We start from the raw sequence: 26263 nt of genomic DNA on the forward strand, positions 1-26263 counted from the left end.
AGGGAATCAGCGCATTCGTGGTGATCCGTCGGATCGAAAAACGCTGGAGCCGGCGGCAGGACGGATGCTCAGGTTTTTCCCGCGCCGGCAAGCGCGGCAATGGTTTCCGATGCAATCTGCGCATTGGCATCGAGCGGCTTGCCATGGACATGCTCATCCACAAGCGCGAACGCTTCGTCTTCGGGCATCCCGCCCCCGATCAATCCGAGCACGATGACATTCTCCACATCCTCGGCCGAATAGATCTTTTCGACAAAGCGTTGGTGGCAAGCCGCCGGGGTATCGCCGTATTGGCCGGCGAGCGGGGCCCTGCCAATGCCGAGACGGGCAATCGTGACCATTCTCGCGACCTGCTTCAATTTCGCTCCGCCCGCGATCATGGCGAGAACCTTGGGCTCGTTCAAATTGAAGACGCGCGTCTTGCCGGCAAACTCAATCTTGCGAACGCCGGGATTGGTGCTGTGGCTGGTCATTTCAAAACCTCATGGGTGACGTTGGCGGCGATCTGCGACGGAATAAGCCGGTATTGGAGCCGTCAGCGAAGTTGGCCGATGCTCTCGGAAATGACGCGGACAGCGCGATCGAACAGAGTAACCTCATGCAGCACGATTGCTGCGATGGTTCGGGGTCCCTGTGTGCTGTGCGGACGCTAGGGGATCGAAGCAGTCTTCCGCCTCGCGACCTTGAGCGTAACGACATGGCGAGAGCATTACCAACTACTTGATCTTGTTAAGAAACACCCTGGAGCGGGTGAAGGGAATCGAACCCTCGTATTCAGCTTGGAAGGCTGCTGCTCTACCATTGAGCTACACCCGCGAAACGCATCTAGCGTTCTGATTTTATTGCCATTTGCAGATGCTTTCCGCAAGGCAGTAAATCCGTCAATTTTCGGAGCAGAATTGCCCCAAACGGCGACTTTGAGACAAAAGCCCGTATCCCTTCCGGACGAAACAGAACTTTTCCCTTCGCGCGACGTTGTTCGGTATCATCGCGCGGCTCGAGACGTTTATCATCGATAGAACACCGGTTGCGCTCCCGCTTTCCTCTTTCGGTTTTGGAAGGAGCGCGCCATGTCCAAGCGACGGCGGCGTTTCAAACACACGCAATCCTTGAAAGAGCGCCTCGGCGTATTTGCGAGGCTTATGCGCGAGAGGGCAGCATTGATGCCCTTTGGCGCGGAGAAGGCTGCGACCCTGGCGAAGGCCGAGCAGGCCGAGAGGGCAGCAAATGTTGAAGGTTGGGCAAATTCCCGGGAACTTCGGCCACCAGAATAAAAGGCGTCATTAAAATAAAAGGCGTCATGGAGTGGCTCCAAGCAACCTCTTCCGGGTTCTGGATCCATGATAGCCGTCTCGCGAGCGTGACTTATGCCGCGCGCTGCATAGGCTCCCAATTCTGCATGCTGCTATGAGCGGTCCCATGATCCGCGTTGTGAACAGCCGAGACCAGCGCGCTGAAGCCCAGCAAGGTTCCGACGGCCAGTATTGTTGCCAGGACAATTTTAATTTTCATGTCGCCTTCTCCGTTCTTGTTCGTTGAGGAACAGGACACGTTACCTGTCTAATATGCGGTGGCGTCGGCAAATTATAAGACCCGGTTGCGGCGGATTTTCCCGGATGCGCGGCTGCCCGCGCAACCCGCGTCGATCTTTCAGAGCGGGCAGGCCCGAATATTTTCGCGGATCGCGCGCGGATAACGTCACCCCGGGGTCAACGGATCGTTCAAAGGACGACGATGAGCCGCCCGTGGTCTGACATCATCGCGCATTGGCGTAGCGTTGAGGACGATGATCGCGGTGACGACCGGCGTAATGCCGCCCTCCCCCGCTCCAGCCGCCAAGCTGGAAATGCCCGCTGTCGGCATTTGCCCATTGCGCGCCGGCAACCAGCCCGCAGGAATTCGCCAGCGTGACTTCGTTGCGAGGCATCCGCGGACGTGTGACGTTGCGCCCATATTGGTTGATATCGAGCGCAAGCCCTGCGGGATGCAGCGAGCCCCGCACGCTACCATGCGCCCTCCATCCGCCCATGAAGCGGATCGGATAACCCTGCCGGTCCAGAGCCGAAACGAGACACTGAAAAGCAGCGGTGGCGCGGCCGGCGACATGCGCCGTGGCGCCGGAGGATGAGCGGACTACGCCGGCCGCCCGCCCCGCGCCTTCGGCCATGACCCGGGCGAGCCCTTTCGGCATTGGGCGATGCGATCTGTGATCCGCCCGACGTCTCACGGCGGAATGACGGGAATACCCGACGGCGTGATCCTCCGAACCAAACAGCGATGCGCCGTTGCCAAAGCAGGGACGCATCACATCGCAGCCAATGCCGGCCTGCATCTTTTTTTGAGAAGACCGGGCAGACGACGGTGTGGCGGCGATGAAAAGCATCGCCGACGCAATAAGCAGTCGGATCATCGTATCTCCGGGAAACGCTGGAGTGAGGGAACGCAGTAACTGAAGCCCTGCTTCGAAATGTCCGGCACGGAACCGCTGGTCATGATGGCGAGTACCTAGAGCCGGCGGTAACGGCCTGTCTAGCTAGACGCGGAACGCCGTTTGAATTAACATTGAGAGTTTAGGTTAAACGGCTGGATCGAGCGGTCGCCCGGCGACAGAAAGTACAATTAAATCAAACATTTGATTCGCCTGAATCCGCTGAGGAGCGTGGCCGGCTGAAGGCTGGCCCTCGCTGGCACCCCTCTTATCAATCTCTACATAAAGGCAAGCTTGCACTTGACCCATGGACCTGCCTGGGTTGACTTGAAATGCGCGCGCAGAGGAGAAGGTCCGTGTTCGAAATAGGGGTTGTCTGGAGGGACAGCAGCGTAAACGTCAATCCAGATTGAGGCTCCGCGACGTTCGGATCGCATTGGTGTGCAAGCGAGAAATCGCCAGACGCGCCGCGAGCAAGACGCCTAAAGCAATCGCTTCAATTTCCGAGCCATCTCCGGATCATCGATGGGGACCGCGCTGGCTTCGGGAAGACATGAACAAAAACCACCACGACATTTTAAGACGACGGAGACGTGAACAATGAACGACTTTTGGGAATGGCGCAGCTCGGTGCGAGAATTCGAGGGATCGAAGAAGACGGGCCGCAGGAACGCTTACATTTTCGGCACCTTGCTGGCGCTGCTGTTTGTCGCTTTTATCGTCGGACTGTTCGTTTTCGACTAAGCGCGGAGACCTTTTGGCTGGACCGGCGCGCGTACCTTCATGGCGTAGGTTCGAATCCTACCCGGCAGCCATTTTCAAACCTCGCGGTTAATCCGGCCGCTCGGGCCAACTCGCAAACGGCATACGGCCATGTCCGGCGACATGACATCCACAAATGTTGCGCATCGTTGATGCACGTCGCTCGCTCACTTCCAGATGCCGGCTATATGCTAGTTTGACGGTCCCATCCCGCGCGCCGTGTTAATTACAAATCCGCTGCAATCGACAGTTTCCGAGTGTGTCGCACACCCTGATTTGCCGGCATGATCTTGTACCGACTGGAGGAACCGTCGGCACCTGGGGCGGTGTAATCGATGGCGCGCCGAGCGGGCAGAACGTCGGAGGGCAGAGAGGCGGAACGTCGAGATTGGAGCAGACCGGCTGCATTCGACCGTCTATGCACTGGCACGAACAGTCCGCATGAGCTGCCTGACACATACAAACAAGAGCAAAAGCTGAAGCCGCTCCAATCCTCACCGTACACTCCTATCGATCTTATGAAGCAGATCGCCGCGCTTTGGCTCCTCAGGGAGCAAAGCTAATCGCTCGCGTCGGCGATGAACCTGAAAGACGAGTCTGAACGTTTTTTTTTCCTGAAACGTTTTTTTGAAACGCCTTGTACCTGTACATGTGAGGTGCTGCTTCCTTCAGAAGAAGGCTGGAGCACGACTGGCGTTGTCACCACCGATAGATAACCGAGATCGCGCAGTGACAAGAGCCGGCGAAGGAGCACGGCCACTCTTTGCCACTCCTTCGGCGCGACTACTTCGGACGCCTCTTCCGGAACGCCTCGTCATCGTAACCGTGACGGCTGCTATAAAATAGCAAGCCAATCAAACCGCAGCCGACGACGAGCGTCGTAACACCACCAAAGCCCAAGGCAATCCAGTCACTCATGGGAATATCGCTGGTCCACGCCGACGCCGCCCAAGCCCACGTTCCAACCAAAAGGGCCAACAGAATGATGATCGACACATACTTGACGTTTGGCATGACGTTTCCTTCGAAACAAATGTCGTGAGTTTGATGGAAAAAGCGTGAGGACCACAAACGTTCCGAAGAATAAACGTTTCACCTGGAGCGCGTTCGGCGGGCGTCAGAAAAACCTTGAGTGGCCTCCTTCAAATGGCCGCCCTTTCCGCCAACTCCGCGCGACACGACTCCATTCCCGAGAAATGCCGCAGCGCGAAATAGGAGTTTACGAAAAGTGGATTCCTCGATGTGTTTTGATCAAATATCTGTAATCGGCTGGCGCTCCGGATTGATCGGGCGCACACTCACTTCATCGTAGCCCGATCGGCGAGGACAACGCGCGCTCCCGCAACTCGACAGGAAGCCGCGCCATGCGGCGACGTGTGAAACAATCGGTTCCTTTAAGGGATCGTCTTTTGGCATTCATCCATGCAATGCGAGAGCGTGCCGAACTCGCTCCACCCGGTCGGGAGCGCGACGCGTTGCTCAAAAAGGTGAAGAAAGCCGAGACCGCCATGGAGGTGGAGCAGCGGGTCAATTCTTCGGGACAGCAGGAGCCGCCAGAATAAAGGGCCCTCAATAAAACGGCCTCAGTGGTTCGACCAAATGGAGATCCTGACCTGACCGACGATGAACTGCGACTCGTGTTGCGCTCGCCTGGAATGGCCGCGCCAGTCCTTGCGCCTGCTCTTATTGACGGCGCAGCGATTTTCTTGAGCGATTGAATGCTGACGGATGTTGAAGGGGCAAGAGTCCCGACGAACATATAAAACATATAAAATGTCCCTGCCGCCTCTCACATGAACCAGCCGGCAGGTCTCTGCATTTCGGCGGCCCTCGGCGGGCGTTCCTTACTGGACACCGATATGAGCGAGCATTAGGCTTTGCGGCGAGGGGCGCGATCAGGGAGCGGGATTTAGCATGATTCCTCAGTGGCAGTATCAGGTCAGATTCGATGTAAACGATGCAGCCGTTGCGGAATCGATACGACGCAAAACGTCTGAACCGGCACTAACGCGCCTCTTCGATATCCTCGCCCAACATCACGCTGTCCCAAAATCCCAGTTCGATGCCTTTTCAGAGTATGTCGTCGCAGCGGAGGAGCGCGGCGTCGAGGGCTATCCGCTTTATGACTGGACCAAAGCAACGATCGAGGATCCGGAAAAAAAGAGAAAATATTTGAAATCCTTTACGCTCTACGTGGACGACAGAGAGGTCTATGCCAAGGAGATTGCTGATAGCTTGGAGGCCGATTTGCAGCCGTTCGCCACCAGCGGGCTCATTACGCGAATATCCAAGTACGATACGAATCCCGAAAATAATCCGCAGCCACCGCAGCGTGGCAACCAGCAGGGTTAGTGCATCTTGATCGTTGGACTGGTGACTATCACTAATTCAAAGGTGCAGACGACCCGTGCCGTCGCAGGTCGGATCGATTCTCGGTCCGGCGAACTGTTGAGGGCGAGCAGCGTGATCGTTGGAGATTGAGCGGATAGCCGTTGGCAGTTCGTTGCCATAGCCGTTCTTGCGACCGGGATCGCGCCCCTCCCCTTCGAGCCAACTTAACGAAGGACAATCGGGATCATAGATGACCTGTTGACGGGGGCAGCCGGATATTTGTATCCCATTGAGGCCGTATGAGTGGTTGCGGCTCCGCTCTGCTCGTAGGCCACTGGTAAAATCTGGAGATAGGATAGCGTGACCGATTATCGAGTGTACATCCTCAACGACAAAGGTCATATCCAGAGCGACACGCTTATAGAGAGTGCAGACGACGCTCAGGCAATCGAAGCTGCAAAGAAGATAAGGGGCGCTCGTAACGTGGAATTGTGGGACGGCGAGCGCTTGGTTGGACGCTTCAAAACAACGCCCAGCAGCTAGTCCGCGCGGCGCAGATGCGAGCGGCGCATCCGTCAGCAGCCGGTGATCCATTCTGCGGCGGTCTATGGCCTCGTCCGAGCCCGACCCAAATCGCCTGCCAACCAGCCCCTCGCCTGATCATCCCGTAGCGGGTCGCAGCCTACGCACGTGAGGACACGGGGACCGTTGCCGCCTGGCGGCAACGCCATGGTCATCGGTTCCTTGCAACACGGACAGTTCTTGTTTTGAAAAAGCTGCCCCATGGCACACTCCTTTCCGAAAGAGGAAGGCGGGAGCGCAACCGGGCGTTCTCATCACCGATGAATGCCTAGAGCCTCGCGGTGATCCACACAGCATACTATCACCGCCAGATGAGCGTCTGTTTACTAGTGAACATAACAAAAAATTGAAACCGGCCTCCTCCATTTGGTCCCTTCGCATTTATTCACCAGAGCCACCTCGGCCATCCCCGTTAGCTGCGGCTACGCTCGCGCATGAGAGGCTGTTCGATGCGGTTCTCAGGATGACCAGCCTGCCCGCGATCAGTGCAGCCCACGGGGCGCTCAACCGCGCCGACGCGGCAGATGGTGACGTGAGCTGCGATGCGCAAAACCCGCCGTCGCGCGAGTCGGCCGGCGGGTTTTGGAATGGCGCGCGAGGGGGATTAGAGGAGGAAAACCGCCAACAACACGACAACGGTGACCACGACCGCGGCACCGATCGTCCCAAATTTGAGAAAGGACTTATACGTTTCCTCGTGCGCCGGATAATCCATTCCTTCTGCGGTGGAGTACGTCAATTCGCCATGATCAGACATGTCAAGTTTCCCAAGGTGCGGTTGATCTTGTGTCTTTCACGACGGTGACCAGTGAGACCGAGATAGCTGCCCGCGGTCGCCGCCCATTCAGCAGTTCTGCGAGCTTACCTTGGGTGGCTTTCGCGCCGGCCGCTTTCTGTCTGACGCTCGCCCCAGGCTATGGCCAGTGAAAATATACTTATAACGGCGACAACAAACAAAGTGACAACGAGTGCATCGGTTGGCATGTCGATCCCCTTTTTTGATTTCGACGAGCCAAGAATACATTCAAATCACACCTACGCTTTCATCTAGCGCAAAGATGCCGTTATTCTCTCACACAGAATGCTCTGAATCTTCAGGAATGGATATCTCGTGGCACCATGCGCTGCCGCGTTTTCTGCGCGAGCCCCCTATGCTTCTAGCCAACGCATTGGCGAAGCGCTTCGAGATCCAGAATGTCGATGTGGCGATGCGAGGAAATCTGAATCACTCTGGCTTTCCGCAACCGCGTGAGTTCGCGCGAGACGGTTCCAATCGTCAAGCCGAGAAAGTCGCCAATTTCGGCGCGCGTAAGTGGAAGGTCGAAAGCCGTGACGGCGTTGCTTTCGGCAAACGGATCGATCTGCCGAACCATCATCATAAGAAAGCTGGCCACCTTTTCGCGAGCCGTCTTTCGTCCAAGCGCCAGCATCCATTCGCGACCCTGATCGACCTCACGCAGGGCTTGGTGTAGCAGTTTCGTTTCGAGAGCCGGATTTTCTTCGAGCATATGCCGCAGTGCATTCCTGGTTATGCTGCAGACCTCAACATCCGAGCAGGCTTCGACCCGAACAGGGCTCTCGTCTTGATGAAGTCGTCCGACGAAATCTGGCGCGAATTGAAGTCCGACGATTTGTTGGCGACCATCGGCCATAGTCTTGGTCAGCTTGAGCACGCCGCGCATGACATTGGCATAGGACTTGATCGGCCCCTGCTCCTGCAGGAGAACGTCACCGGCGGCCACCGCCACGACGCGCGTGAACTTGGCGAAATCCACTAATTCGTTGCCGTTGAGCGCGCCGCACATTCCGTTGTGCCGCACCTCGCAACTCCGACAGAGCTTCGGCACATTGGAGTTATGGATGTCCTTCCGGGGCGTGTTCATGCTGCTTTGGTTCGATGGTAATCGTCTGCCGAGCCGAAACATCCCTCTTTCAAGAGGCGATTTGCCGGTTCTCCAGGCGGACCCTGCATTCCATAAATCTTCCTGTCTTTGCGATCGCGCAAAGGCAAACCTGAATTGTTGCGCTACCGCAACCTCATCCTCTCCCGTGAGGTCGGCGCTTCACAATGGCGAATCCGTCTGTTCGTACTGGCACACGCCGCCGCCGACGACGGGCGCCTCGCGCCGCAATCTGGCTCTCGGAATCGAGTCTCGCGTTCGCCCGGCGTCGACCAAGCTGGACGGCAAATTGGCCTTTACGAGGAAGCGGAGAACTGGACCCTGTTGTGGATGCTCATGCGTGCCAGCGGCCTGCGGCCTGATCGCACCACGACTTCTCCCCTTTTCCCATATCCATTTGATCTTGCCTCGGCAGATGGAAGCGGAGCAGTGAAAGCGCTTTCCGAAAGTGTCGATCGATGCCTGTCCATGCGGGTTGACATACTCTGGCCAGAAAACTGCCCTCGCATGAAGCTGTTTGATTCGTACCGATAACTCACCGAGAGGCCCTTACAATGGAACTTCTTATTCCGCCTCGGCACCGAGAGCAATTCGGAGTGCTCAAGGAGCACTATGCTACGGGCCCAACAAAGATTGGCCCTATCACCTGGAATGGATATCTTAGGGTGCGCACAGACGATCAACGATTGATCGATGCGCTTAAGCAGAAAATGGACGCTCAACCTCGGTAGCGCTTGCGACCTTGGAATCAGACTGCAATGGTCTGCTGAATCAGCGGTAGGACCGGATGACCCATTGTCGCCGGAGTGAATTTCTACGCCGCGCGATGCGTAACGCCATTTCCACCCGGTGCGGTCTGTGCCGGGCGTTAGGCAGCTACCGCCGTGCTTTTCGCCATCCCGCGGCGCGCGCCTTATCTTCTGAACAAAACCAGCGCTCGCCCTTCGATGGTGTGATGATCGTTTCGGAATAGTGTTCTTGGCCTGGTACGTGATAAATGCGCTCACCAGTGTTCAGGCTGATATTACCCTTGATGTTGCAGGTATAGTTCGTCGAAACGAACGTCGGTCGGTCGGCTTGCGTCTCGGCTTGTATAGAGTCCCATGTGGACGACAGATAAGTGGCAATCGTCCAAGCGATGAGAATTGCAAATATCGAGAGTCGTGCCATGCCGATATTCAAGCTGGCGAGTTCCTAATGCTTAATATCACGGCAAGCGGCAATTTTACGGATCGTCTTAAGCGCGCTCAAATCGCTCGGCAGAGCGTGAACCGAAAGAGAGCCAACCGATCCCCCGCGATGCCGGACTCCAATTTGCCGGCACAAGCATTACATTTCCTGCATCGCATCTGGAGTATCGCGATGCCTCGTGCTCCGAAAGACCTAGCGGATCAGGTGGCGGCACGACGCCGGCGCACCAGGGCCGACTGCAACACGTCTCATCTGATCGATAGAAAGGCTGCGTTGCCAAACCCCTTTGTCGAGGTCGGCGAGCAAGGGCAACCACGCAACCGGAAGGTCAGCGGAACCACAAAGCCTACCCGTCGAAAGCGTTGACTAAAAAAAGCCGTTGGCTGCTGATGGTTTGACAATATCGTCAGAGAAAGAGCAACTTTTAGCCTGCTGCGCGGCGATCGGGCGCTGGCATGGCAGTGCGGCGATCACTATATCACGTTTGTAGCGCCGCGACTTCGCGCTCCGAAAAACTCTCCAATGGAAATGGCGGCTCGGCGTGCGACGGTTGAGTGACTGAATGCCTCTTCAATTCCATCGCGTCTTCGAAAAGATGAAAATTTGGAGTGTAAGTAGCGGCAACTATTCTTTCACAATCAGTTATTTCGACAGTCTTTCCGGTCCTGGTTTTCGCCGCACGTCTGGATACGTGGCATCATGGCGTCCTCTTTACCAAGGCCATGGCGCAATCAAAATCGTGGGCTCACCGTTCAAGTCTTTCGATGAGGCCAAAGCCGCCTGTGATGCGATGCTGAAAGACCTGAGCGACAGGAGGGAAAACCCGCCGGAGCTGGTCTGAGGCCCCGACGGGCGGCCGGGAGACCGCAACCCATCCGGAGGTTAGTGGGGAGTGGACTGCAGACCCGTCCATGGAGCCAATGCATGGAGCCGAGGCCCGTTCCTCACAATAAAGCCCGCCGGCAATGTGGGTCACCGACGGGCCGACTATCGACCACCACGCACGGACGAGAGTGCTGGTAGGTACGCGTCTGGGTTGATAATGCAATGAGGCCGATAGGAGTTCCAACCAAAGAAAGGCCCGCCGGGCATGACAGGCGAAAAGGTGCCTCGGGACGGAACCCCCGGCCAAGGCGCCGCCCGGACCGGATAAGGCACGAGGGTGGGAGCGGCTCCTGAGGCTTAGCCGACATCTTACGAAGCGTGCTGATAATCGATTGACGCGCGATATGGCGGACAGATCGTGCATCAGCAACTGTAGAAGGCAACGGCTGGCCGGGTTTCCATTTGGGGTAGGTCCGCGCTCAACCTTCGTCACCGCACCGATATTTCCTTCAGTCCGCGCTATTCGCAAACCATCCGGCGCGTCGAATGATTTGTCGATCACGCCGCGGCAAGCGATTGAAGTCACGTTTGTTCATCAGTCTGTAATTTTCTTGCGAGCGCTAGCCCATCAACGACCATTCCGATCCGCTGCGATAGAACACATCAATATTCGGGGGTGCCGCGCGGATTCGCTTTAGCCCAGGCCGTAACGCTTTCATTTGGAACGATAAGCGATGACTGGCCGCTGGTCGCGTAATAACTCTTTCCGCTCTCCACAGAATAAGCGACCCCGCCCCATACGGCATCGTCATTCAAATGTATGCTTCCAGCTTCTGGATTGATGTTGCTTACAGTTGTGATCTTGATTTCGAGACGTCCATATTGGCTTGTTCTGATCGCTGCTGGATCACCAATCTTGACGTTGCGATAGTAGCGCTCGATTTCTTCGGCTGTTTGACCGGAGCTTGGGTCGCGCGGAGGAGGCATAATTTAAGCAGCCTTCTGTTGGTTGGATGAAAAATCTAAGGCGATTCTCAAATTGCATTCGCCATCATTTCCACTGAGACGTCATGCACATACACCGCACCGGCAGAACCATCAACATGGCCGGTCAAGTCGCCGGAAACTTGCGTCAGTCCCTGCGGCAAAACGCGCCGAACGCCAACGGAATCCCGATGCTGCTATTGAAGAAATCGGTCAGTGCGGTCGCAACCACTTGTTGATTGCGATTGAGACCGCTGGGCATACCAAAATTCAAAATCAGATCGAGATAGGCGTTGTTGCTGTCATGCGCGAGCACGGTCTTGAAGGTGGTCGGCAGGTTGGTGTGGGCCTGAGAACGTTCCGCTGACGCCGCCGTCGGCGGTGAGGATGGCGTAGCGCTTCCCGACATAAGCGCCGGAAGCGAACTGCGCCGTCACGGTCGCGCCACCCAGCGTAGCCGAACCGGTCACATGAGTGAGGTCGGACGCCGTCGGCGACACTTCGACCATGTAGGTCGAAGCGGCTGTCAGCACCAGATTGGCCGCCGCCGCCAGCGTGGCGATCGAATTGCCCGGCGACAGCGTGCCGCCATTGATTGTGGTGTTACCGACCGTGCCGTAGCCGCCTGCCCCCCGCCACCACGACCACCCCCGCCGCCCGAAACGCGCGCGTGCGACTCGCCGCGAGACCAACCATTCCGGCTCTCTCAGCGGTCGCGAAATACCTCCCTGTGACGGAGAGTAACGGATAAAAAACGGACGGTAGCGGGCAGGCACCCACGCCCCAGCCCACCCTGGAAGACACAGTTGGTCCCTTCTCACGAGCCAGTTTCGTCAAATTGTCTGAATTGATTTTATTGGTGGGGGAGGTAGGACTCGAACCTACGAAGCCATGAGGCGGCTGATTTACAGTCAGCTCCCTTTGCCACTCGGGACACTCCCCCGTAACCATCGGATGTCATCCACTGAAAAAGTGGCCGGACCGACCGTGGATGACATTGAAGGCACCGGCCCGGATACCGGGCCTACGGTTGCGCGCGTTTATGGGCGAAGCGGCCCCGCAAAGTCAACCGAGAGCGGCCGGGAATACCGACTTCCGTGTATCCAGCGGTGGAAATTGCCATTGTTTCAGGCCCGTGAGACAAGCACGCATGAGCGATCGTGATCGAGGACCGCGATTCCGGCGGGATTCCCGGCCAGGGAAGGACAGCCGCGCCGGAAAGACCGGCGACCGCAAGCGCTCCCCCGGACGAGGCTCGGCGCGGAACGGCCGCGACGCCGGCGCCAACAGCCCGGCGATCCTTTACGGCTGGCACACGGTGACAGCCGCGCTGGCCAATCCCCGGCGGACCATCCGAAAGCTGCTGCTCACCGAGAACGCCGCGCGACGGCTCGTGGATGAAAACATCGACACGCGGATTGCCCCCGAGATCGTCCGTCCAGGCGCGATCGACCAGCGTCTCGGCCCGGATGCAGTGCATCAGGGGCTGCTCGCCGAAACAGACCCCCTGCCCTCGCCGGATATCGACACGCTGGCGCAGGAAGGCATCGTGCTGGTGCTTGACCAGATCACAGACCCGCACAACGTCGGCGCGATCATGCGGTCGGCGGCGGCGTTTGCGGTGAAGGCGATCGTCACCACGGCGCGCCACAGTCCCGAGGCCACCGGCGTGCTGGCGAAATCCGCCTCCGGCGCACTGGAGCTTGTGCCGCTCGTGCTGGTGCAAAATCTGGCGCGGGCGCTGAGCGAGCTGAACGACCGCGGCTTCATGACCGTCGGCCTCGACAGCGCCGGGGACGAAAACCTTGCCGCCATCCCTTTGCGGCAACCGCTCGCACTGGTGCTCGGCGCCGAAGGCAAGGGTCTGCGGCAATTGACGCGGGAAACATGCAGCGCGGTCGCGCGCCTCGACATGCCCGGCGACATCAAGAGCCTCAACGTCTCGAACGCCGCAGTGCTCGCGCTCTATATCGGTGCCAGCCGTCTCGGCCTGATGCGCTAGAGCATTTTCGAGCGAAGTGGATGCCGGTTCGCGTGAAGAAAACGCGTCAAATCAAAATCATGGAGCCCCGCTTCTGATTCCATCAGAAGCGGAAAGGCTCTGACGGCACGAAAACGCCCGCACGCATTGCGATTGCGAACGGGCGTCTTTTCCTAGAAGCGTGGCCTATCAGTGGTGGCCGTGCGCCACCGGATGATGGTGACCATGGCGATGATGCGGCGTTCCCTGGACATGACCATGCCGGTGCGACGCATGGCCATACCGGAGGCCATGGCGATGGGCGTGATGCCAGCGATAGCTGTACACGACCGGGCCGGTCACGGGCGCGCCGTCATAGTAATGATGCATGGCATGGGCGTAACGGCCACCGTCGTAGGGGTAGTAGTAGGGATGATGACGGTAGGCGCCCCATCCCGAAACGGCGGCTTCCTGATAGGTCGGCACCGGCGCGAAGTTGCCCGGACCGCTGAAGGTCGGCCCCTGATTGACATAGAAATACTGCGTTGGAGCGGGCAGACGTTCGTAGGCGGCGTATCCCGCGCAAGGACTGTAAGCCCAGCACGGTGAACACCCCACGCCTGTGAACAGCCCGCCGCATGCCATCGCCGGCGCAGTGCTTGCCGCAACCACGGCTACGGCGGCGACCAATCCCGAGATCATCTGACGCATCTACTCTCTCCTGTTCTACCTGTTTTTCTTGAAGCTCGATTTTACGGTCCGGGTCTGCGGAACTGCGGGATCCGCTGAGAATCCTGCGGCCGCCCGGTGGATCCGATCTCGGGTGCGACGATGATCGCAGGAGGCGTCAGCGGGATATCGGATTGCGCGGGCGTCGGGTCGGAGCGGGCCGACCAGGACTGATGAAAACTTTCAGCGCGCGGCGGCAGCTTGCGGTTCGCCGGAGGTTCGATTTCGAGGCGGCCATAACCGGGCCGCTGACCGAGGCTCGGATAATAATGACCGACGTGCGGCTCGGGATCGATGTAGCGTCCGCCGTACACCGTGGGCTGCACGTGGATCCTTCGGGCGAGGCCCCAGTCGCCTTCAACGACCGCATACGAGGCGTCGATGCCGTTGATCATGATCGGAACGCCGGGACGGCCGGGAATCACGATCACCGGCCCGCTGTCGGCGAGAGCGGTCGATGACGTCCCGATCAGAAGGGCCAGCGCAAATCCAGGTCCGATACGCATTACAAGAGTCCGGTTTTCTCGCCGACCCTAGTCGAACCGGCGCCGGCAAGGGTTAAGGCCGCGGCGGAAACTGCCGGTAAGCCTAATGTGCAAGCCTGCGCCGGCAATCAATTGCGGAGCATTCCGCTACCAAATGTTAACGGGGCGGACGAGGTCGGGGTTCCTGCTACAGCCAGAAGCTGAGCAACACCAAATTCACCGAGCAGGCCGCAAATAATGCGATGGCAAGCGCGAGCTGCAGGCCGTCGGTCGCCGGTGTCGACATCGTGTCCATGACCGGACCATCAGGCGATTCCATCGCGTGAGTCCCGGTCGATATTTTTCCGGCAAGCCTGTGGGGATTCAGGAGTCGTTTACGATTTTGAGCGAGGCCGAATCGCACATGAAAGCCTCGGTGCACAAAAGCCTCGGCCCGGTTGGGGTCGAGGCTTTCAGCGTCTCGTAGCCAAGGCCTACTTCGGCTGCCATTTCGCATACGGCAGGGTCGGGCCGCCGCCGGTGCTGATATAGCCGACGGTAAGCGTGCCCTTGTCCATCGAAATCTTGATGACCGTGCCCTGCGCCATGACCTCTCCGCCGCTGACCGCATCGAGTTCGTTCATCGTCAATTCGCGCATGTCGGAATTCGTCATTGTAAATCTCCTTGAAGTTCGCGACGGACATAGTCGTCCCGTCTACTGATCTTTGTGGGTTTTGATCGGTGTGGGGGATGAAGCTAGGATTTCTTATTTCAGCGGGATCCATTCCGCGGACGGCAGCGCCGGCCCACCATCGATGCTGACGGTCCCGATCGCCAGAATTCCCTTGCCTTCGATCCCGATTAACGTCGTTTTCCGGACCTCGGTATGGACCGCGCCGCCGCTGACTGAATCCAGTTCATCGATCGTAAGGCCACGCATTCCGCTCGACATTGCTGATCTCCATTTATGCCTCGGAAGAACCATTCCCTCCGTGGCATCTGTGTAGGTCAGCAGTGCATGGCGCATCTGTGATTTTGATCACACAAAGCGCGGCAAAACCCGGAAGTCCGTGGGCAACCGTAGCTCCGGTCGCTTGCGGGGCCCTTCAGCCAGCCGGTGTTGACGAAAGCCGGCAAGCCGCCATAAGCAGGGCCAGCGGCCCCCGGATCGGCGTCAGCATCCGCCACTGTTGTCCGTATCGATTTTGGATTATTGACCTGAAACAGGCACCGGAAATCGGTGTCCGCCAGAGCCGGCGTAGCACAGCGGTAGTGCAGCGGTTTTGTAATTCGATTTTCGCGAATATGGATCAATTGCCCCGACCCTGTTTTGGGTGATTATAGCGGCAAAATTGCTGTTGATTCAGTCGTTTATCGTTCCATTGAGCATCGGTTTATGTATGATTCGGTATGGCACAATAAGGCCCGCCGGAATTACCCGGCCGGTTACCCCGGACAAACCGATGCTCCCGAAAAAGCTTCCCAAGCAGTACAAACGCGCCGCAACATTCATCAAGAATTTGAAGGCCACCGATGCCCGTCAGGAAATCCCGGATGATGGCTTTTCATCGGAACCAAGCCTCCCCGGGAGCCTCTATCTCGTCGTCCAGCCCCGCCCCTCCGGATCGATGTCATGGGCCGTCCGGACGAAGATGGACGGCAAGGCGGTCAAAATCACCCTCGGCCGCTATGACGAAGAAGGCTCAAGCCAACAGCCCGATCGGCCATCCACAAAGCAAGTCCTGAGCATCACCCAAGCGCGGGAATTGGCCAAGCGCTCGATTGCCGATGTCGGTCGTGGGCACGATCCACGACAATCGAAAACCGACAAACTGAGCCTCAACTATTGGCTTGGTGAATTCGTCAAAACCGCAAGGTCTACAGGGTTCAAAGGACGCCCGGTCAAAGCATCCACAGCGGACGAATACGAACGGATCATTGAAACGGATATCAAGCCCAACTGGAAACACGTCACTGATATTCGCGAAATTGATGAACGCGACATCGAAAAGCTTCTAGGAAAGCTCAGCCCCGGCGCACGACGCAACGCTTTTGCCGTCTTATCTACATTCTTCCGCTGGAAATCCGTACTACGTGTTATCAATCGCAACGTAATTGAACGTGCGGACGCGCCGCCAAAACCACAAAGCCGCCAACGTGTTCTTTCGCACGATGAAATCAAGGCGGTTTGGAATGCTGCAACATCATGCGGATATCCATTCGGACCTATCGTGAAATTGCTTTTGTTGACGGGACAACGCCGCGACGAAATCGCAAATCTCAAATGGTCCGAGTTGTCCGAAGAACTCGACACAATCACGTTTGAGGGATCGCGCACCAAAAACGGCCATGCTCATATTGTGCCGCTTCCGAAACTGGCAACCGGGATCATCAAGGCGTTACCGCGAATTGCAACCTCAATCGACCAAATGTCGGAATACGTATTTACGACATTTGGGACCAAGCCGTTTAGCGGCTTTTCTAATGGAAAGATCGCACTCGACAAGTATATTGAACCCGCCTTGCCAAATTGGCATTTGCACGATTTGCGGCGCTCATGCGCAACCGAACTCGCCAAGCTTGGAATAAAGCAGGAAGTGACAGAAGCAATCTTGAACCACAAATCAGGCAAGGTCAGTGGCGTTGCGGCGATCTACAATCGGCATGAATATCACGACGAAAAACACGAAGCTTTGAAAGTATGGGCTGACCGCTTGCAAACGATCGTTATCGATAGGCCGCGACCAAAGCTGGTCGCATCTTCCTAACGTCGCTTCCGCCGTCCGGTCAGATCAGGCAACGCGCGGCCGATATTCAGTACGATTGACCTATTGCACCTTGCCGCGATCATCAACCCATCCTGCCGTTGTGATAGCTGGTATTCCGGTTGATAGCGTCATAGCGTATTTGATCTGTGCCGATGTGTTCGTCCGAACCCGAGCGGTTGACCAAACCTGAATGGTGCCCGATCCACCGAAATTAATCGTAGATGTGGTGTTGGCTAATGCCCCGGCCGAATTGACATCTGGTGAAAATATCCGTCCACGGTTATCACTGTTTCCGACGCCGCCAACATTAAAAAGCGCAATTGTCTTAACGCCGGGCGGCGTAGTAACGGTCAACGTTTGAATAGCTGTAGTTCCGGGGGACGTACTCACGTTGAGGACCGCAACGTCCCACAAAAATTCGTCGCCAACCTGAACGAATTTCGTCCACTGAGATGAGCCGTCGGTTTTCATCGTTCCGATGCGCCGGAACAGCGTGTAGTTCGTTGGCAAGGTCGGCGACGTCGCCGAGGTCGAAATCAGAACATCGACGACGCCCGTGTCCGTGCGCTTGATCAAAAAGACATGATACCAAGTGTTTGCCGCAATCGTCCCGGTATCGAGCGCGCCGTTTGCCGAGCCGACAGCCCACGCGGAGGTCGTCTTGGAATAAGCCGATGACAGCGCCATCATGGACGCATTGGAGCTATCCGTCGCAAAGCCCGCTGCGATGCCAAACGTCGACGAACCGCCCGCCGTCGAAAGCGTCAGGCCGGTCAAGTAATTCGGCATAGCAAGGGCAGCGAGTGCCGCAGTAGCATCCGCCGCTGTAAATAACGCCTCACCTATTGCCGTTCCGCCAAGAGTATCGCGAGCATCAGCGGCATCCGACGCCGTAAGCAATGATTTTCCGATAGTTGTAGCACCAGCCGCATTTTGAGCCGCGTCCTCATCCGCCGCCGTTAGCAGAGCCTCGCCAATAGTAGTCGCACCGGCGGCCGATCGGACCTCGCTCGCAGTCAGTCCCTTGACCAGCTTTCCAGTCGTGCCGTCGAAGCCGACAACTCCGGCGTCTGTCGCACCACTTGGTCCCTGAACGTCGCCGGTGCCCGTTCCGTCCTGTCCTTTAGGGATTTCAAAGTTGAATACCGCAGCGCCAGCAGTACCCTCATTGGTCACCGTTGCGGGCTGTCCGTACGCAACGCTAGTTACGGTGCCAATAGCAATTGTACTATCATGTCCGGGGTCTCCCGTTTCACCAACATCACCCTTGCTCACAAACACATCATAATAAGTTGCATTTGGAGGAACGTTTCCGGTGGTTGGTGTGGTGACGATATACGCCGTACCATCATAGGTCAGAACATCATACGTCGCATATGAAGTTGCATCATCATACGCACCTTTATATTGAAATCCCTTATACGTTCCGACAAACACCCACACACCACCATCCATAACCCAAAGTTTACCAGTCGTATATTGCAGAGCAAATTGACCATCGTTCGCAACGATACCCTGCGCGGTCGGACTAGCAACAGACGGTTTAACGAACCGATACCATCCATCTGTATTGAGGGATGTAAGCATATTGTCGATATCAACCGATTGCTGAGCGCCGGAATAACGCAACGGCGAAAGCTGATAGACAACATATGAAACGGCCGCTTTACTCGCACCTTGCCAAGCTGGAATTTCGAGTGAGCTTGCATCCGTCATTGATGTAATGGGAACAGGATCGGAACCATCAATCGATATCCAATCCCATTGCCGAACGACGCCACCCCAAAGTGTTGATGCACCTTCAACCGTTGTCGCACCATTCGTAATTGAAACGGTGCCGATCGCGTATGTAAGATCGCGTTCATTGAGAAACGTCATGCTTTGCCCCTATTCGATCAGCGTTGATCAAACCCCTACATTTCGACGGCGCAATTGCTGCATCGAATTCGCTACGTTCGCCGTGAACTGCTTTCGATCCTCCGCTTGCGCTCGTTTGATTTTGTCAAGATCGTCTTGCGAAACTTTGCCGCCAATCTGGTATGTCGGCGCATACGTCACAGCGACCGGCGAAGCGGAATTATCGTTGCTCGATTGCGAACCGAACATTTGGACGCCAAGCGCTCCGGATGGTCCGCGCTTCAACGGAAGAATACCCTCCGGTCCCGCCTCGCCCATCAATCCCGTTCCGGACGCGAATTTGAACAGCGTCGGATTAGATACGATCGTGCCAGAATACGCGCTAAGGGACGGCGACTTATTATAAACACCGCCCGCCGCGTTCTTTGCGAGCGACGGAACGCCGCCAGAGCTAAATCCAAATATGCTTCCGATGCCGCCGAACATACCGCCCATGACGCTTTGAAGCGCTCTTGCGATCGGCGTAATGATCAGCATTTTGACGATCATCTGTTGCAACGCTTGCAACACGACGATGCCAAGGTTTTTGAAGCCTTGCGATAAGCCAGTAACGCCGTTCATCACGTCTTGAATGGGCTGCACAAGATTGTTGAGTGAGCCGGTTAGCGCCGTGTCGAGTGTTTTTGCGAAATTGCCGCTATCCAATTCAAGCTGTTTGAGTTGCGACAGCGGTGCGGCTGCGACCGTCGCCGCATCTTTCGTCGCTTGAATATTGCGAGCAAGCACAAGATGCGCCGCCGCCATCTGTTCAACGTTCGTCTTATCGATCAGCCCTTTATCGATCCACGATTGCAACGTGTCGGCCGCTGCCTTGCGTGCGGCAGTTTCGTTGTAAATGCCAATGCTCGCCTGTTGCTGCACGCGGTTCATTTCAGCCATGGCGCGCGTATTGTTCAAGATCGCTGCGGCCATATTCTTGCCAACGCCAATTCCTTGTAGTCCTGCCGCGTTCAATTCCAATCGCTTTTGCGTCACTTGCTGCTCAACGGTCGCAAGATCACCTAGAATGCCAATGTGCTGTTGCGCCTGCTGATTTGCAGCAAGTAGCTGCGCTTGCGTTTGCTGATCGCCTGTCCTGCCCTTGCCCTGTGAACCAAGCAATCCCGCCGCAAGTTGTGCGGCATTTGCCGGTTGTTGAAATTGACCGAAGCGGTTGGCAAAATCATTTGGAGCGAAGGTTAAACCCATGTCTTTCGCATTCTTTTCCCAATCGGACGGATAAAAGTTTTTCCAAAATGAACTGCTGCCAAACCCTGCGGCTTTACTCGCTACCTTGTCGTAAAAGGTTTCGAACGCCGATGTTATTCCGACAGTGGCGTTGATAAAATTGTTTTTGAAATTCGTAATCGCGCCGTTCCACATTTCATCGAACTTGCGCGCGTTCGCGATCAGATTTTCATTGGCTTTCGTATCGAAATCACTTGTACCTTGTGCAGCGCTGCGAATTGCATCCCCGCCTCGGTTCATTAGTTGAACCCATTTTGCAGTTGTCGGCAATCCAGCGGCTTCAAGGATGTTGCGCTTTTGAACATTGCTGTTCGTTTGCGCAACAATATCGGCTACCTTAGCAAGATAACCAACCATGTCTTTCGCGCTTTTGCCGCTCGCGATCATGAGGCCGTTAAGCGAACCCATGTTGTGCTGCGCATCGTCAACCGACGTTGCGAATTGAATCATGCCTTGTGCAAATTCATCCTTCGCAATTCCTTTGATCCCGGCCATTGATTGCAATCCGGACGCCTGTTTAAGCGTTAGATCGGTCATGGTTCGTAAATCGTCCAGTGCAAGCGCGCTCTTGATTGCCCCAGCGGCAATCGCGCCGATTGAGGCAGCAATTGCGACGCCACCGGCCGCGAATGCGACCGTGCCGCTAATTAATTTCGTCAACGATGCGAACGCATCACCGAACGCTTGTTTGAGTCCGCCCGGCCCGCTTGCCGCATACGCAAGATGATTGAGTTGCGTAGTTAGAACTTGCGATGGTGGAACGCCCATTGCGAGTTGTTCCACCATCGATCGGATTGAATGCTGTGCTGCCATTGCTTGGGTCGATAATCCGGCGTGGCTTTTTGCTAGATTGTCGTTCGCGCTTTTTCCTGATTTTGCGGCATTTGCTTGTTGGTTGATATCGCCGATTGCCGCGCGGATCACTTTCGCGGTTGCGCTCATTTGCGTTGCCGTGCCGGTCGCAGCCTTGTTGACCTTCGCGGCAGATGCACTGACATCGGAAAGTGCATCCGATGTCTTGATTGCGCTTTTCTCTGCTGCTGCGCTGGCCGGGACCAACTTTTGCAGGCTGCCAGCGGCCCTATCGAGGTCGGAAGTGTCTGCTGCAAAACCGATCTGAGCAAGGTCCATGGGGGCGCTCCTAAATGCTATTGCAGCGATCAGCTACCGGACCACTGAGCTAGGTAGCCCTGCTGAGCCGCCCTGATAGCGTGAGCGAAGTTCAGATTTTTGAGCGATGCATGCACATTACGCGGCGCGGCGATCGGATGTTCAAGAGCAACGTGCAAATCCGACTAATATCCCTTCGCGCCGCCGAACGTCGTATTTGCCGCATGAGCGTTCGGATCGGTGTAATTCACGACATTGGTTAGCGCTTCAAGATCGATGATTGCGTTGACGAGCACGGTAACTGCATTGGCATAGACCGCCCGCGCGGTGGCGAGGTCGGATTTGAAATCGGCGGTCGTCGTGGTGCCCGGCATGACGTGATCTCCTATCGGCCGCCCGCGCGGCGCGCGTCACGATCATAACATTTGCAGTGAGCATCGGTTACAGAATTTGCAGGCAATCACGCCAGATGCTCTTATTTTCCAGAGGTTTTCGATCGTCGGCAATTCACGGGTAACCGCACGGGTGAAAACGCGCTGTTGATTGCTGCGCCTCGCGCTTGACGAACCATATTCATTGAATCATTTTCGACCAGCAACGATGCACATGCGTCGGGTGTGAAGGGTCAGATGGCCCAAGTCGCGGTAAAGACGCGGCGCGCGGCGGGCGGATGCCTGCAAACCCCTCAACATCATCATCAGGTCATCCGCCATGACATCAACGGTCTTGCTCGTTGACGCGAGTACGCACGCGGCATTTGCCCCTACCGACATCCTTGTAAATTCTAAGACTGCCAGAACGATGCTTGGGAACATTTCCCACATGACGCTGCATTGCTGGCAGCACGGCCTACACCATCGCACGCGAAACAGGATCATCCCGCCGCTGGCTGACTTTCCCGCGCCGATCATGATCAGCGGTCGGCGCTATTGGCGTCGGTCCGATCTTGAAAAGTTCATCAGCGACCGCGCCAGAGCCGCCTAGCGCGCAAAGGAAAAGGTCCTGCCGGTTGCCGCTGGCAGGGCCTTTAATCATCATTCTTAGGAAAGCATCATGACTATACACGCTAGCGCCGCGCTCATCAATAGTGCGCGTCTAACACTGCGCGCATTCGATCCCGGCAAGCTTCTCGACCCTCTTGCGGGACTAAAAGCACTTCCGCAATGGGTGGTGTGGAAGCTCGAACAATATCCCGATGAACCAAAGCCGCGCAAAGTCCCATACGATCCAAAAACACTTCAACGCGCCGACACGACAAATCCTGCCACATGGGCGAGCTCTATTGTTGCAAACGCAATCGTAAAATCCGACACGCAATACAGGCTTGGTTTCGTCTTTACGCTGAACGATCCCTACGTGTTCGTTGATCTTGACAGTTGCCGTGATCCGGAAACCGGAACTTATAACGACGAAGCGACGCACATTTGCACGCGATTGTTTCCGGGTGTTGCAGCAGAGGTTAGCCAATCGGGATCAGGTCTGCATCTGATCATGCGGGGCGACAAAACACAGTTTGGCAATCGCCGAAACAAATGGGGCGGACGATTTGAATTCTATCAGCATAACCGCTTTATCGCGATTGCAGGCAACGAATGGATCGGCAACGCCGACTTAGAGCAAACGACGTCGCTGCAAACATTCCTGCCAATCCGCGAACATGACCGCGACAATCAGGAAATAGAGACCATCTGCGACCAACAATGGGCCGGACCGGAAGATGATCAGGAACTATTGATCCGCATGTTTGCATCTGATGACAAGATGTCATCAGAACGAATTGCCGAACTAAATGATGCAATCATGCGCGACCCAAATAACTTCGTCGCAAAGGCACAATTCGACATACTGAGCCGCCGCATTCCGTTCGCCGCGCTTTGGAACGCTGACGCGATTGTGTTAGGCCAACATTACCCGTCATCGACTGGACAGCAATTCGACCACAGCGGTGCGGACCTAGCGCTGATGAACAAGTTGGCATTCTGGACGGGAAAGGATCATGAGCGAATGATCCGCCTTTTCAGCATGTCCGCATTGGGAAATCGCGATAAATGGCGCAATCGCGCATACTATCGCAATCGAACGGCTAGTAGCGGCAACGTGGCATGCCGCGATGTGTATCGCGGCACTAATCAGGAGCGACGCGACAAGCAACGAAAAGAAAACGAGCGTCTAGGAGAACAGCTTGAATTCGACACCACGACAAAGCTAATCACCTTGGACGAAATGATCAGTGATTTCTATTTCGTCAGCGGCGTCGGTGCATCGGGCGGTGTAGCGAGTGCCAGAACATTAAATGTTCTATCTGTTGCGGTTGCGCGAAATGAATACGCACCATCAAGATATCCAGTTGAATACACCGATAAGCGAACAGGTGAAACAAAGACGAAACTTGTTCCGGCGTTTGAGCAATGGTTACCGCATGAGAAGCGAAAGCGTGTTGACAGCGTTACATGGAAGCCGGAAGGCGGATCGATTTGCGACGTTCCCGAAAAGGTTGGTCTAAGCGGGTTCAACACATGGCGAGGATTGATCAAGCCAACGTGGCATAATCATTTCACCAACGATGATCAGTTACGCGAATGCTGGCTGGCCAAATGGCGAGAACATCTTGCCTATCTCTTGCCGATCGAAAGCGAACGGGATTTATTTGAACGTTGGCTTGCGCATATCTTGCAGCATCCCGGCGAAAAAGTCGAAACCGCGTGGTGCTTCGTCGCCAACATGACCGGCATTGGCCGCAATTGGCTTGGTGGTGTTCTCTCCCGGGTATTGCGCGGCTATGTGTTGAACAATGCGATTTTGGACGTTGTTCTAGACGGCAAATTTAACGGTCGCATGTCGCGCAAACTGTTGATGATCGTTGATGAAGCTAAAGCAGGAATGCGCGGCCCGAACACATGGGCGCTATCTGAAAAACTAAAAACAATGGTCAACCCGGATTTTCGCGAGATTAACGAAAAGCATGGGCTGGAATGGGTGGAACACAACGCAATGCGTTGGCTTGTGTTCTCGAACAATTGGGACGCTCTCCCGATCGAACATGATGACCGCCGATGGAACATCGTTGAAAATCCGACAAAACCGCAATCAACCGCGTATTACAAAGAAATCTATGATCTTGCTCGGCGCGATGAATTCATTGCAGCAGTATGGGCGCATTTGTCCACCCGATCGCTTGCGGGCTTCAATGTTGGCGATCGGTCGATTAACAACGCCGCGCGCGAAAGGATGCTCAACAGCGTTTCGACCGATCTTGAACAGGCGTTAAAGGAATTCAGAGACCAATGCAGCGCCCAAGTCGTCGAATTCCTCACTATCGAAAACTTTCTTAGGCAACGGGCACCCGGCGAACAACTCAACAGAGCCGCCATTCGACGCAACTTGATGAAACTCGATATGATCTATCTCGATAAACGCGTCGGCACCGGCAATGACAAAAAACGTTTGGTCATCGTTCGCGACTTGAAACCCGCCGATGTTTACGACAACCCGGCCCGCTGGCTGGCATCAACAACCCACAATGCAGCAGCAACCTTTTTCAATCGACCATCGGAATAATCTTCAAGCCCGTTTCGCGCCGGGCTTTTTGTTGCCGTTCCGGTCACAGTGCCGGGTTTCCGTAATTTTCGCTTCTCCCTTTCTGGACAGCTTGGACAGCCTCTCTACTGCCCTACAAATAAATACATCAGACATGTTTTAGGGCGTAGGGGAATAGGAGACCTGTCCAAGCTGTCCAGCCGAAGTAGCGGTGCATCGCCTCTATAATTTCCAATTCCGGCACCGATGCACAGTGATGGGGGTTAGCTGCAACCCGGCAAAAATACCCCGGACATTCCCCTTCCAAATTCAACATCGCGCAAATGCTACAATTAACGAGCTATCGCGTTTCCACACATCAAATTGCTGAACCGATGCTCAACTTTCATCACTTGACCATCGCAAGTAATATCGCAAGTCAATCGCAATATAGATTGTTTGACAATCGCAATTATCGAAGCAATATCAAATAGTTATGAACAGATAGACTTGACAAATACTTTTGAGGCGCAGTAATGCTTGACACGTTCAGTCGCGGCGCTTCGGTCGCGCGTTCAGAGATAAGGAATTTTGAAAATGGAAATGAGAAGGGAGAACACGCCGCGCGGGCCGGTGTTCACACTCACTCATGAGGACGGTCGCAGCGTTGTCGTACATATTCAGTCGCTTGGGCAGGATAACGCCATGTCCAAAGCGATCGCGGGCCTTACCGCCCGGCTCAGCGACTTCACTGGCGTCGTTAACAGCGCCGATGCTCAGTTCAAGGCCGGTGCTCGCGCCGAACAGTTGCGGGGCGGTGTTGCAAATGTCGTCTCCAAGGCGTTTGCAGCCACACAGATCGATGGCCGGAAAGAAGGCCAACAGATTGCCACCGCCCGCGCAACCGCGCTCAGCGTTGATCCGGCAACCCCTGCGACGGCTTACATTCGGCAGAACTTCCTAGCACACTGGAATGCCGCCAACATCGGTCAAAAAGGTGACTTGGTTGCTATTGCAACGGTCGAAGAATTAAGCGCTGTCATCGAAACGAAATCATATCAAGGTTTGCCCGTTGAATTTCAGAAAACAATTTTGGATGATTTCATACTCAAACGTCACATTAATCGGACGGGTCTCCAAAGCGAATTTTCTTTGCAACCCGATCACGAATTTCCATTACGAACGGGGCCAAATGTTGAAGCTGCAATGGCGGCATCACGCGATGCGCTCAACAGACTTAACGCGCGCTCCGACACAATTGCGAACGTCAATAATACCCTTCTCGGTCTTATCGATCTTGTGGCCCTTGCCACTGATCAACATCGCAATCAGGCATATGATTTGCTCGTTAACAGCAACATCGCAGCTTGACCCACAACGCAACGGCTGGACGGTCGCAACACCGTCCAGCATCGCAGCAACATGATCGAGATTTCGCACCAATGACGCGCGGTCCCCGTCCGACATTCCCACACACCATCGTATTGCCGACCGCGCTGACGATCGATGCTGCCGGTTTGCGTGAAGCGTTCGGACGTTCGCGCGGCGTCATTCATCTGTGGAGAAA

At 55.8% G+C, this 26263-nt stretch carries 28 protein-coding genes and 2 tRNA genes; 10 read left to right on the forward strand and 20 right to left on the reverse strand.

Annotated elements, in window-relative coordinates; all coding sequences use genetic code 11:
• Positions 1-68: 68 nt before the first annotated feature.
• On the reverse strand, positions 69-473 hold the full coding sequence (locus BGO16_RS05160; protein WP_292695527.1) for a GTA-gp10 family protein: 405 nt from the start codon (positions 471-473) through the stop codon (positions 69-71).
• Between the two features lie 269 nt (positions 474-742).
• Positions 743-816 (reverse strand) — tRNA-Gly (locus BGO16_RS05165).
• Between the two features lie 254 nt (positions 817-1070).
• Between BGO16_RS05165 and BGO16_RS05170 the strand changes: the two genes are divergently transcribed.
• Positions 1071-1274 carry a hypothetical protein gene (locus tag BGO16_RS05170; protein ID WP_292617515.1) on the forward strand — a complete coding sequence of 68 codons (204 nt, stop codon included), beginning with the start codon at positions 1071-1073 and terminating at the stop codon, positions 1272-1274.
• Positions 1275-1365: 91 nt separating this feature from the next.
• Here BGO16_RS05170 and BGO16_RS05175 read toward each other — a convergent pair whose 3' ends face one another.
• Together BGO16_RS05175 and BGO16_RS05180 are read right to left on the reverse strand one after the other, a co-directional pair.
• Complete coding sequence (locus tag BGO16_RS05175) at positions 1366-1512, reverse strand: hypothetical protein (RefSeq protein WP_292617516.1); 147 nt, start codon at positions 1510-1512, stop codon at positions 1366-1368.
• A 244-nt stretch (positions 1513-1756) separates the two neighbouring features.
• Complete coding sequence (locus BGO16_RS05180; protein ID WP_292617517.1) at positions 1757-2191, reverse strand: hypothetical protein; 435 nt, start codon at positions 2189-2191, stop codon at positions 1757-1759.
• Between the two features lie 837 nt (positions 2192-3028).
• Between BGO16_RS05180 and BGO16_RS05185 the strand changes: the two genes are divergently transcribed.
• Positions 3029-3172 carry a hypothetical protein gene (locus tag BGO16_RS05185; protein ID WP_292617518.1) on the forward strand — a complete coding sequence of 48 codons (144 nt, stop codon included), beginning with the start codon at positions 3029-3031 and terminating at the stop codon, positions 3170-3172.
• A gap of 801 nt (positions 3173-3973) precedes the next feature.
• Here the strand turns inward: BGO16_RS05185 and BGO16_RS05190 are convergent.
• On the reverse strand, positions 3974-4204 hold the full coding sequence (locus BGO16_RS05190) for a hypothetical protein (protein WP_292617519.1): 231 nt from the start codon (positions 4202-4204) through the stop codon (positions 3974-3976).
• A 395-nt stretch (positions 4205-4599) separates the two neighbouring features.
• On the opposite strand from BGO16_RS05190, the gene BGO16_RS05195 reads away from it, so the two are divergent.
• The 3 genes from BGO16_RS05195 (at position 4600) to BGO16_RS05205 (ending at position 6064) form a co-directional block, all read left to right on the forward strand.
• Positions 4600-4752: a hypothetical protein gene (locus BGO16_RS05195; RefSeq protein ID WP_292617520.1), complete on the forward strand. Its 153-nt coding sequence runs from the start codon at positions 4600-4602 to the stop codon at positions 4750-4752.
• Positions 4753-5104: 352 nt separating this feature from the next.
• Positions 5105-5542: a hypothetical protein gene (locus BGO16_RS05200; protein WP_292617521.1), complete on the forward strand. Its 438-nt coding sequence runs from the start codon at positions 5105-5107 to the stop codon at positions 5540-5542.
• Positions 5543-5881: 339 nt separating this feature from the next.
• Positions 5882-6064 carry a hypothetical protein gene (locus BGO16_RS05205; protein WP_292617522.1) on the forward strand — a complete coding sequence of 61 codons (183 nt, stop codon included), beginning with the start codon at positions 5882-5884 and terminating at the stop codon, positions 6062-6064.
• A 643-nt stretch (positions 6065-6707) separates the two neighbouring features.
• On the opposite strand, the gene BGO16_RS05210 is transcribed toward BGO16_RS05205, so the two are convergent.
• The 3 genes from BGO16_RS05210 to BGO16_RS05220 form a co-directional block, all read right to left on the reverse strand.
• Positions 6708-6860, reverse strand: coding sequence for an aa3-type cytochrome c oxidase subunit IV (locus BGO16_RS05210; RefSeq protein ID WP_292617523.1), 153 nt, complete (start codon positions 6858-6860; stop codon positions 6708-6710).
• Between the two features lie 400 nt (positions 6861-7260).
• Complete coding sequence (locus BGO16_RS05215; RefSeq protein ID WP_292617524.1) at positions 7261-7986, reverse strand: Crp/Fnr family transcriptional regulator; 726 nt, start codon at positions 7984-7986, stop codon at positions 7261-7263.
• Between the two features lie 894 nt (positions 7987-8880).
• Complete coding sequence (locus BGO16_RS05220) at positions 8881-9186, reverse strand: hypothetical protein (RefSeq protein WP_292617525.1); 306 nt, start codon at positions 9184-9186, stop codon at positions 8881-8883.
• A gap of 571 nt (positions 9187-9757) precedes the next feature.
• On the opposite strand from BGO16_RS05220, the gene BGO16_RS05225 reads away from it, so the two are divergent.
• Positions 9758-10036, forward strand: coding sequence for a hypothetical protein (locus BGO16_RS05225; protein ID WP_292617526.1), 279 nt, complete (start codon positions 9758-9760; stop codon positions 10034-10036).
• Positions 10037-10683: 647 nt separating this feature from the next.
• Here BGO16_RS05225 and BGO16_RS05230 read toward each other — a convergent pair.
• The 4 genes from BGO16_RS05230 to BGO16_RS05245 all read right to left on the reverse strand — a co-directional run bounded on the left by BGO16_RS05230 (position 10684) and on the right by BGO16_RS05245 (position 11947).
• Positions 10684-11007 (reverse strand): hypothetical protein, encoded by a 324-nt coding sequence (locus BGO16_RS05230; protein WP_292617527.1) that lies wholly within the window; start codon positions 11005-11007, stop codon positions 10684-10686.
• Positions 11008-11152: 145 nt separating this feature from the next.
• The gene (locus BGO16_RS05235) at positions 11153-11320 is read right to left on the reverse strand and encodes a hypothetical protein (RefSeq protein ID WP_292617528.1); all 168 of its coding nucleotides are present in this window, start codon (positions 11318-11320) and stop codon (positions 11153-11155) included.
• Complete coding sequence (locus BGO16_RS05240; protein ID WP_292617529.1) at positions 11307-11696, reverse strand: hypothetical protein; 390 nt, start codon at positions 11694-11696, stop codon at positions 11307-11309. The genes BGO16_RS05235 and BGO16_RS05240 overlap by 14 nt, the downstream gene beginning before the upstream one ends.
• Positions 11697-11861: 165 nt before the next feature.
• Positions 11862-11947 (reverse strand) — tRNA-Tyr (locus BGO16_RS05245).
• Positions 11948-12154: 207 nt separating this feature from the next.
• Between BGO16_RS05245 and rlmB the strand changes: the two genes are divergently transcribed.
• Positions 12155-13006 (forward strand): 23S rRNA (guanosine(2251)-2'-O)-methyltransferase RlmB, encoded by an 852-nt coding sequence (gene rlmB / locus BGO16_RS05250; protein WP_292617530.1) that lies wholly within the window; start codon positions 12155-12157, stop codon positions 13004-13006.
• Between the two features lie 168 nt (positions 13007-13174).
• On the opposite strand, the gene BGO16_RS05255 is transcribed toward rlmB, so the two are convergent.
• The 5 genes from BGO16_RS05255 to BGO16_RS05275 all read right to left on the reverse strand — a co-directional run bounded on the left by BGO16_RS05255 (position 13175) and on the right by BGO16_RS05275 (position 15110).
• Complete coding sequence (locus BGO16_RS05255) at positions 13175-13675, reverse strand: hypothetical protein (RefSeq protein ID WP_292617531.1); 501 nt, start codon at positions 13673-13675, stop codon at positions 13175-13177.
• Between the two features lie 41 nt (positions 13676-13716).
• Positions 13717-14199: a hypothetical protein gene (locus BGO16_RS05260; RefSeq protein ID WP_292617532.1), complete on the reverse strand. Its 483-nt coding sequence runs from the start codon at positions 14197-14199 to the stop codon at positions 13717-13719.
• Between the two features lie 166 nt (positions 14200-14365).
• Positions 14366-14497 (reverse strand): hypothetical protein, encoded by a 132-nt coding sequence (locus BGO16_RS05265; protein WP_292617533.1) that lies wholly within the window; start codon positions 14495-14497, stop codon positions 14366-14368.
• 154 nt (positions 14498-14651) lie between these two features.
• A complete protein-coding gene (locus BGO16_RS05270) occupies positions 14652-14831 on the reverse strand; it encodes a hypothetical protein (RefSeq protein WP_292617534.1) in 180 nt (59 codons plus the stop codon).
• A gap of 93 nt (positions 14832-14924) precedes the next feature.
• Positions 14925-15110 (reverse strand): hypothetical protein, encoded by a 186-nt coding sequence (locus BGO16_RS05275; protein ID WP_292617535.1) that lies wholly within the window; start codon positions 15108-15110, stop codon positions 14925-14927.
• A gap of 511 nt (positions 15111-15621) precedes the next feature.
• Here BGO16_RS05275 and BGO16_RS05280 point away from each other — a divergent pair.
• Positions 15622-16926, forward strand: a complete 1305-nt coding sequence (locus tag BGO16_RS05280; RefSeq protein WP_292617536.1) for a site-specific integrase — start codon at positions 15622-15624, stop codon at positions 16924-16926.
• A 60-nt stretch (positions 16927-16986) separates the two neighbouring features.
• Here the strand turns inward: BGO16_RS05280 and BGO16_RS05285 are convergent, their stop codons facing one another.
• The 3 genes from BGO16_RS05285 to BGO16_RS05295 form a co-directional block, all read right to left on the reverse strand.
• Positions 16987-18804 carry a hypothetical protein gene (locus BGO16_RS05285; RefSeq protein ID WP_292617537.1) on the reverse strand — a complete coding sequence of 606 codons (1818 nt, stop codon included), beginning with the start codon at positions 18802-18804 and terminating at the stop codon, positions 16987-16989.
• A 27-nt stretch (positions 18805-18831) separates the two neighbouring features.
• Entirely contained in the window at positions 18832-21201 is a 2370-nt protein-coding gene (locus tag BGO16_RS05290; RefSeq protein WP_292617538.1) for a hypothetical protein, read from the reverse strand.
• A 164-nt stretch (positions 21202-21365) separates the two neighbouring features.
• Positions 21366-21554, reverse strand: a complete 189-nt coding sequence (locus BGO16_RS05295; protein ID WP_292617539.1) for a hypothetical protein — start codon at positions 21552-21554, stop codon at positions 21366-21368.
• Between the two features lie 679 nt (positions 21555-22233).
• Between BGO16_RS05295 and BGO16_RS05300 the strand changes: the two genes are divergently transcribed.
• Together BGO16_RS05300 and BGO16_RS05305 are read left to right on the forward strand one after the other, a co-directional pair.
• The gene (locus BGO16_RS05300) at positions 22234-24738 is read left to right on the forward strand and encodes a DUF5906 domain-containing protein (protein WP_292617540.1); all 2505 of its coding nucleotides are present in this window, start codon (positions 22234-22236) and stop codon (positions 24736-24738) included.
• Positions 24739-25401: 663 nt separating this feature from the next.
• The gene (locus BGO16_RS05305; protein WP_292617541.1) at positions 25402-26067 is read left to right on the forward strand and encodes a hypothetical protein; all 666 of its coding nucleotides are present in this window, start codon (positions 25402-25404) and stop codon (positions 26065-26067) included.
• Positions 26068-26263: the final 196 nt, after the last annotated feature.

This window comes from Nitrobacter sp. 62-23 (assembly GCF_001897285.1).
GTDB lineage: Bacteria > Pseudomonadota > Alphaproteobacteria > Rhizobiales > Xanthobacteraceae > Nitrobacter.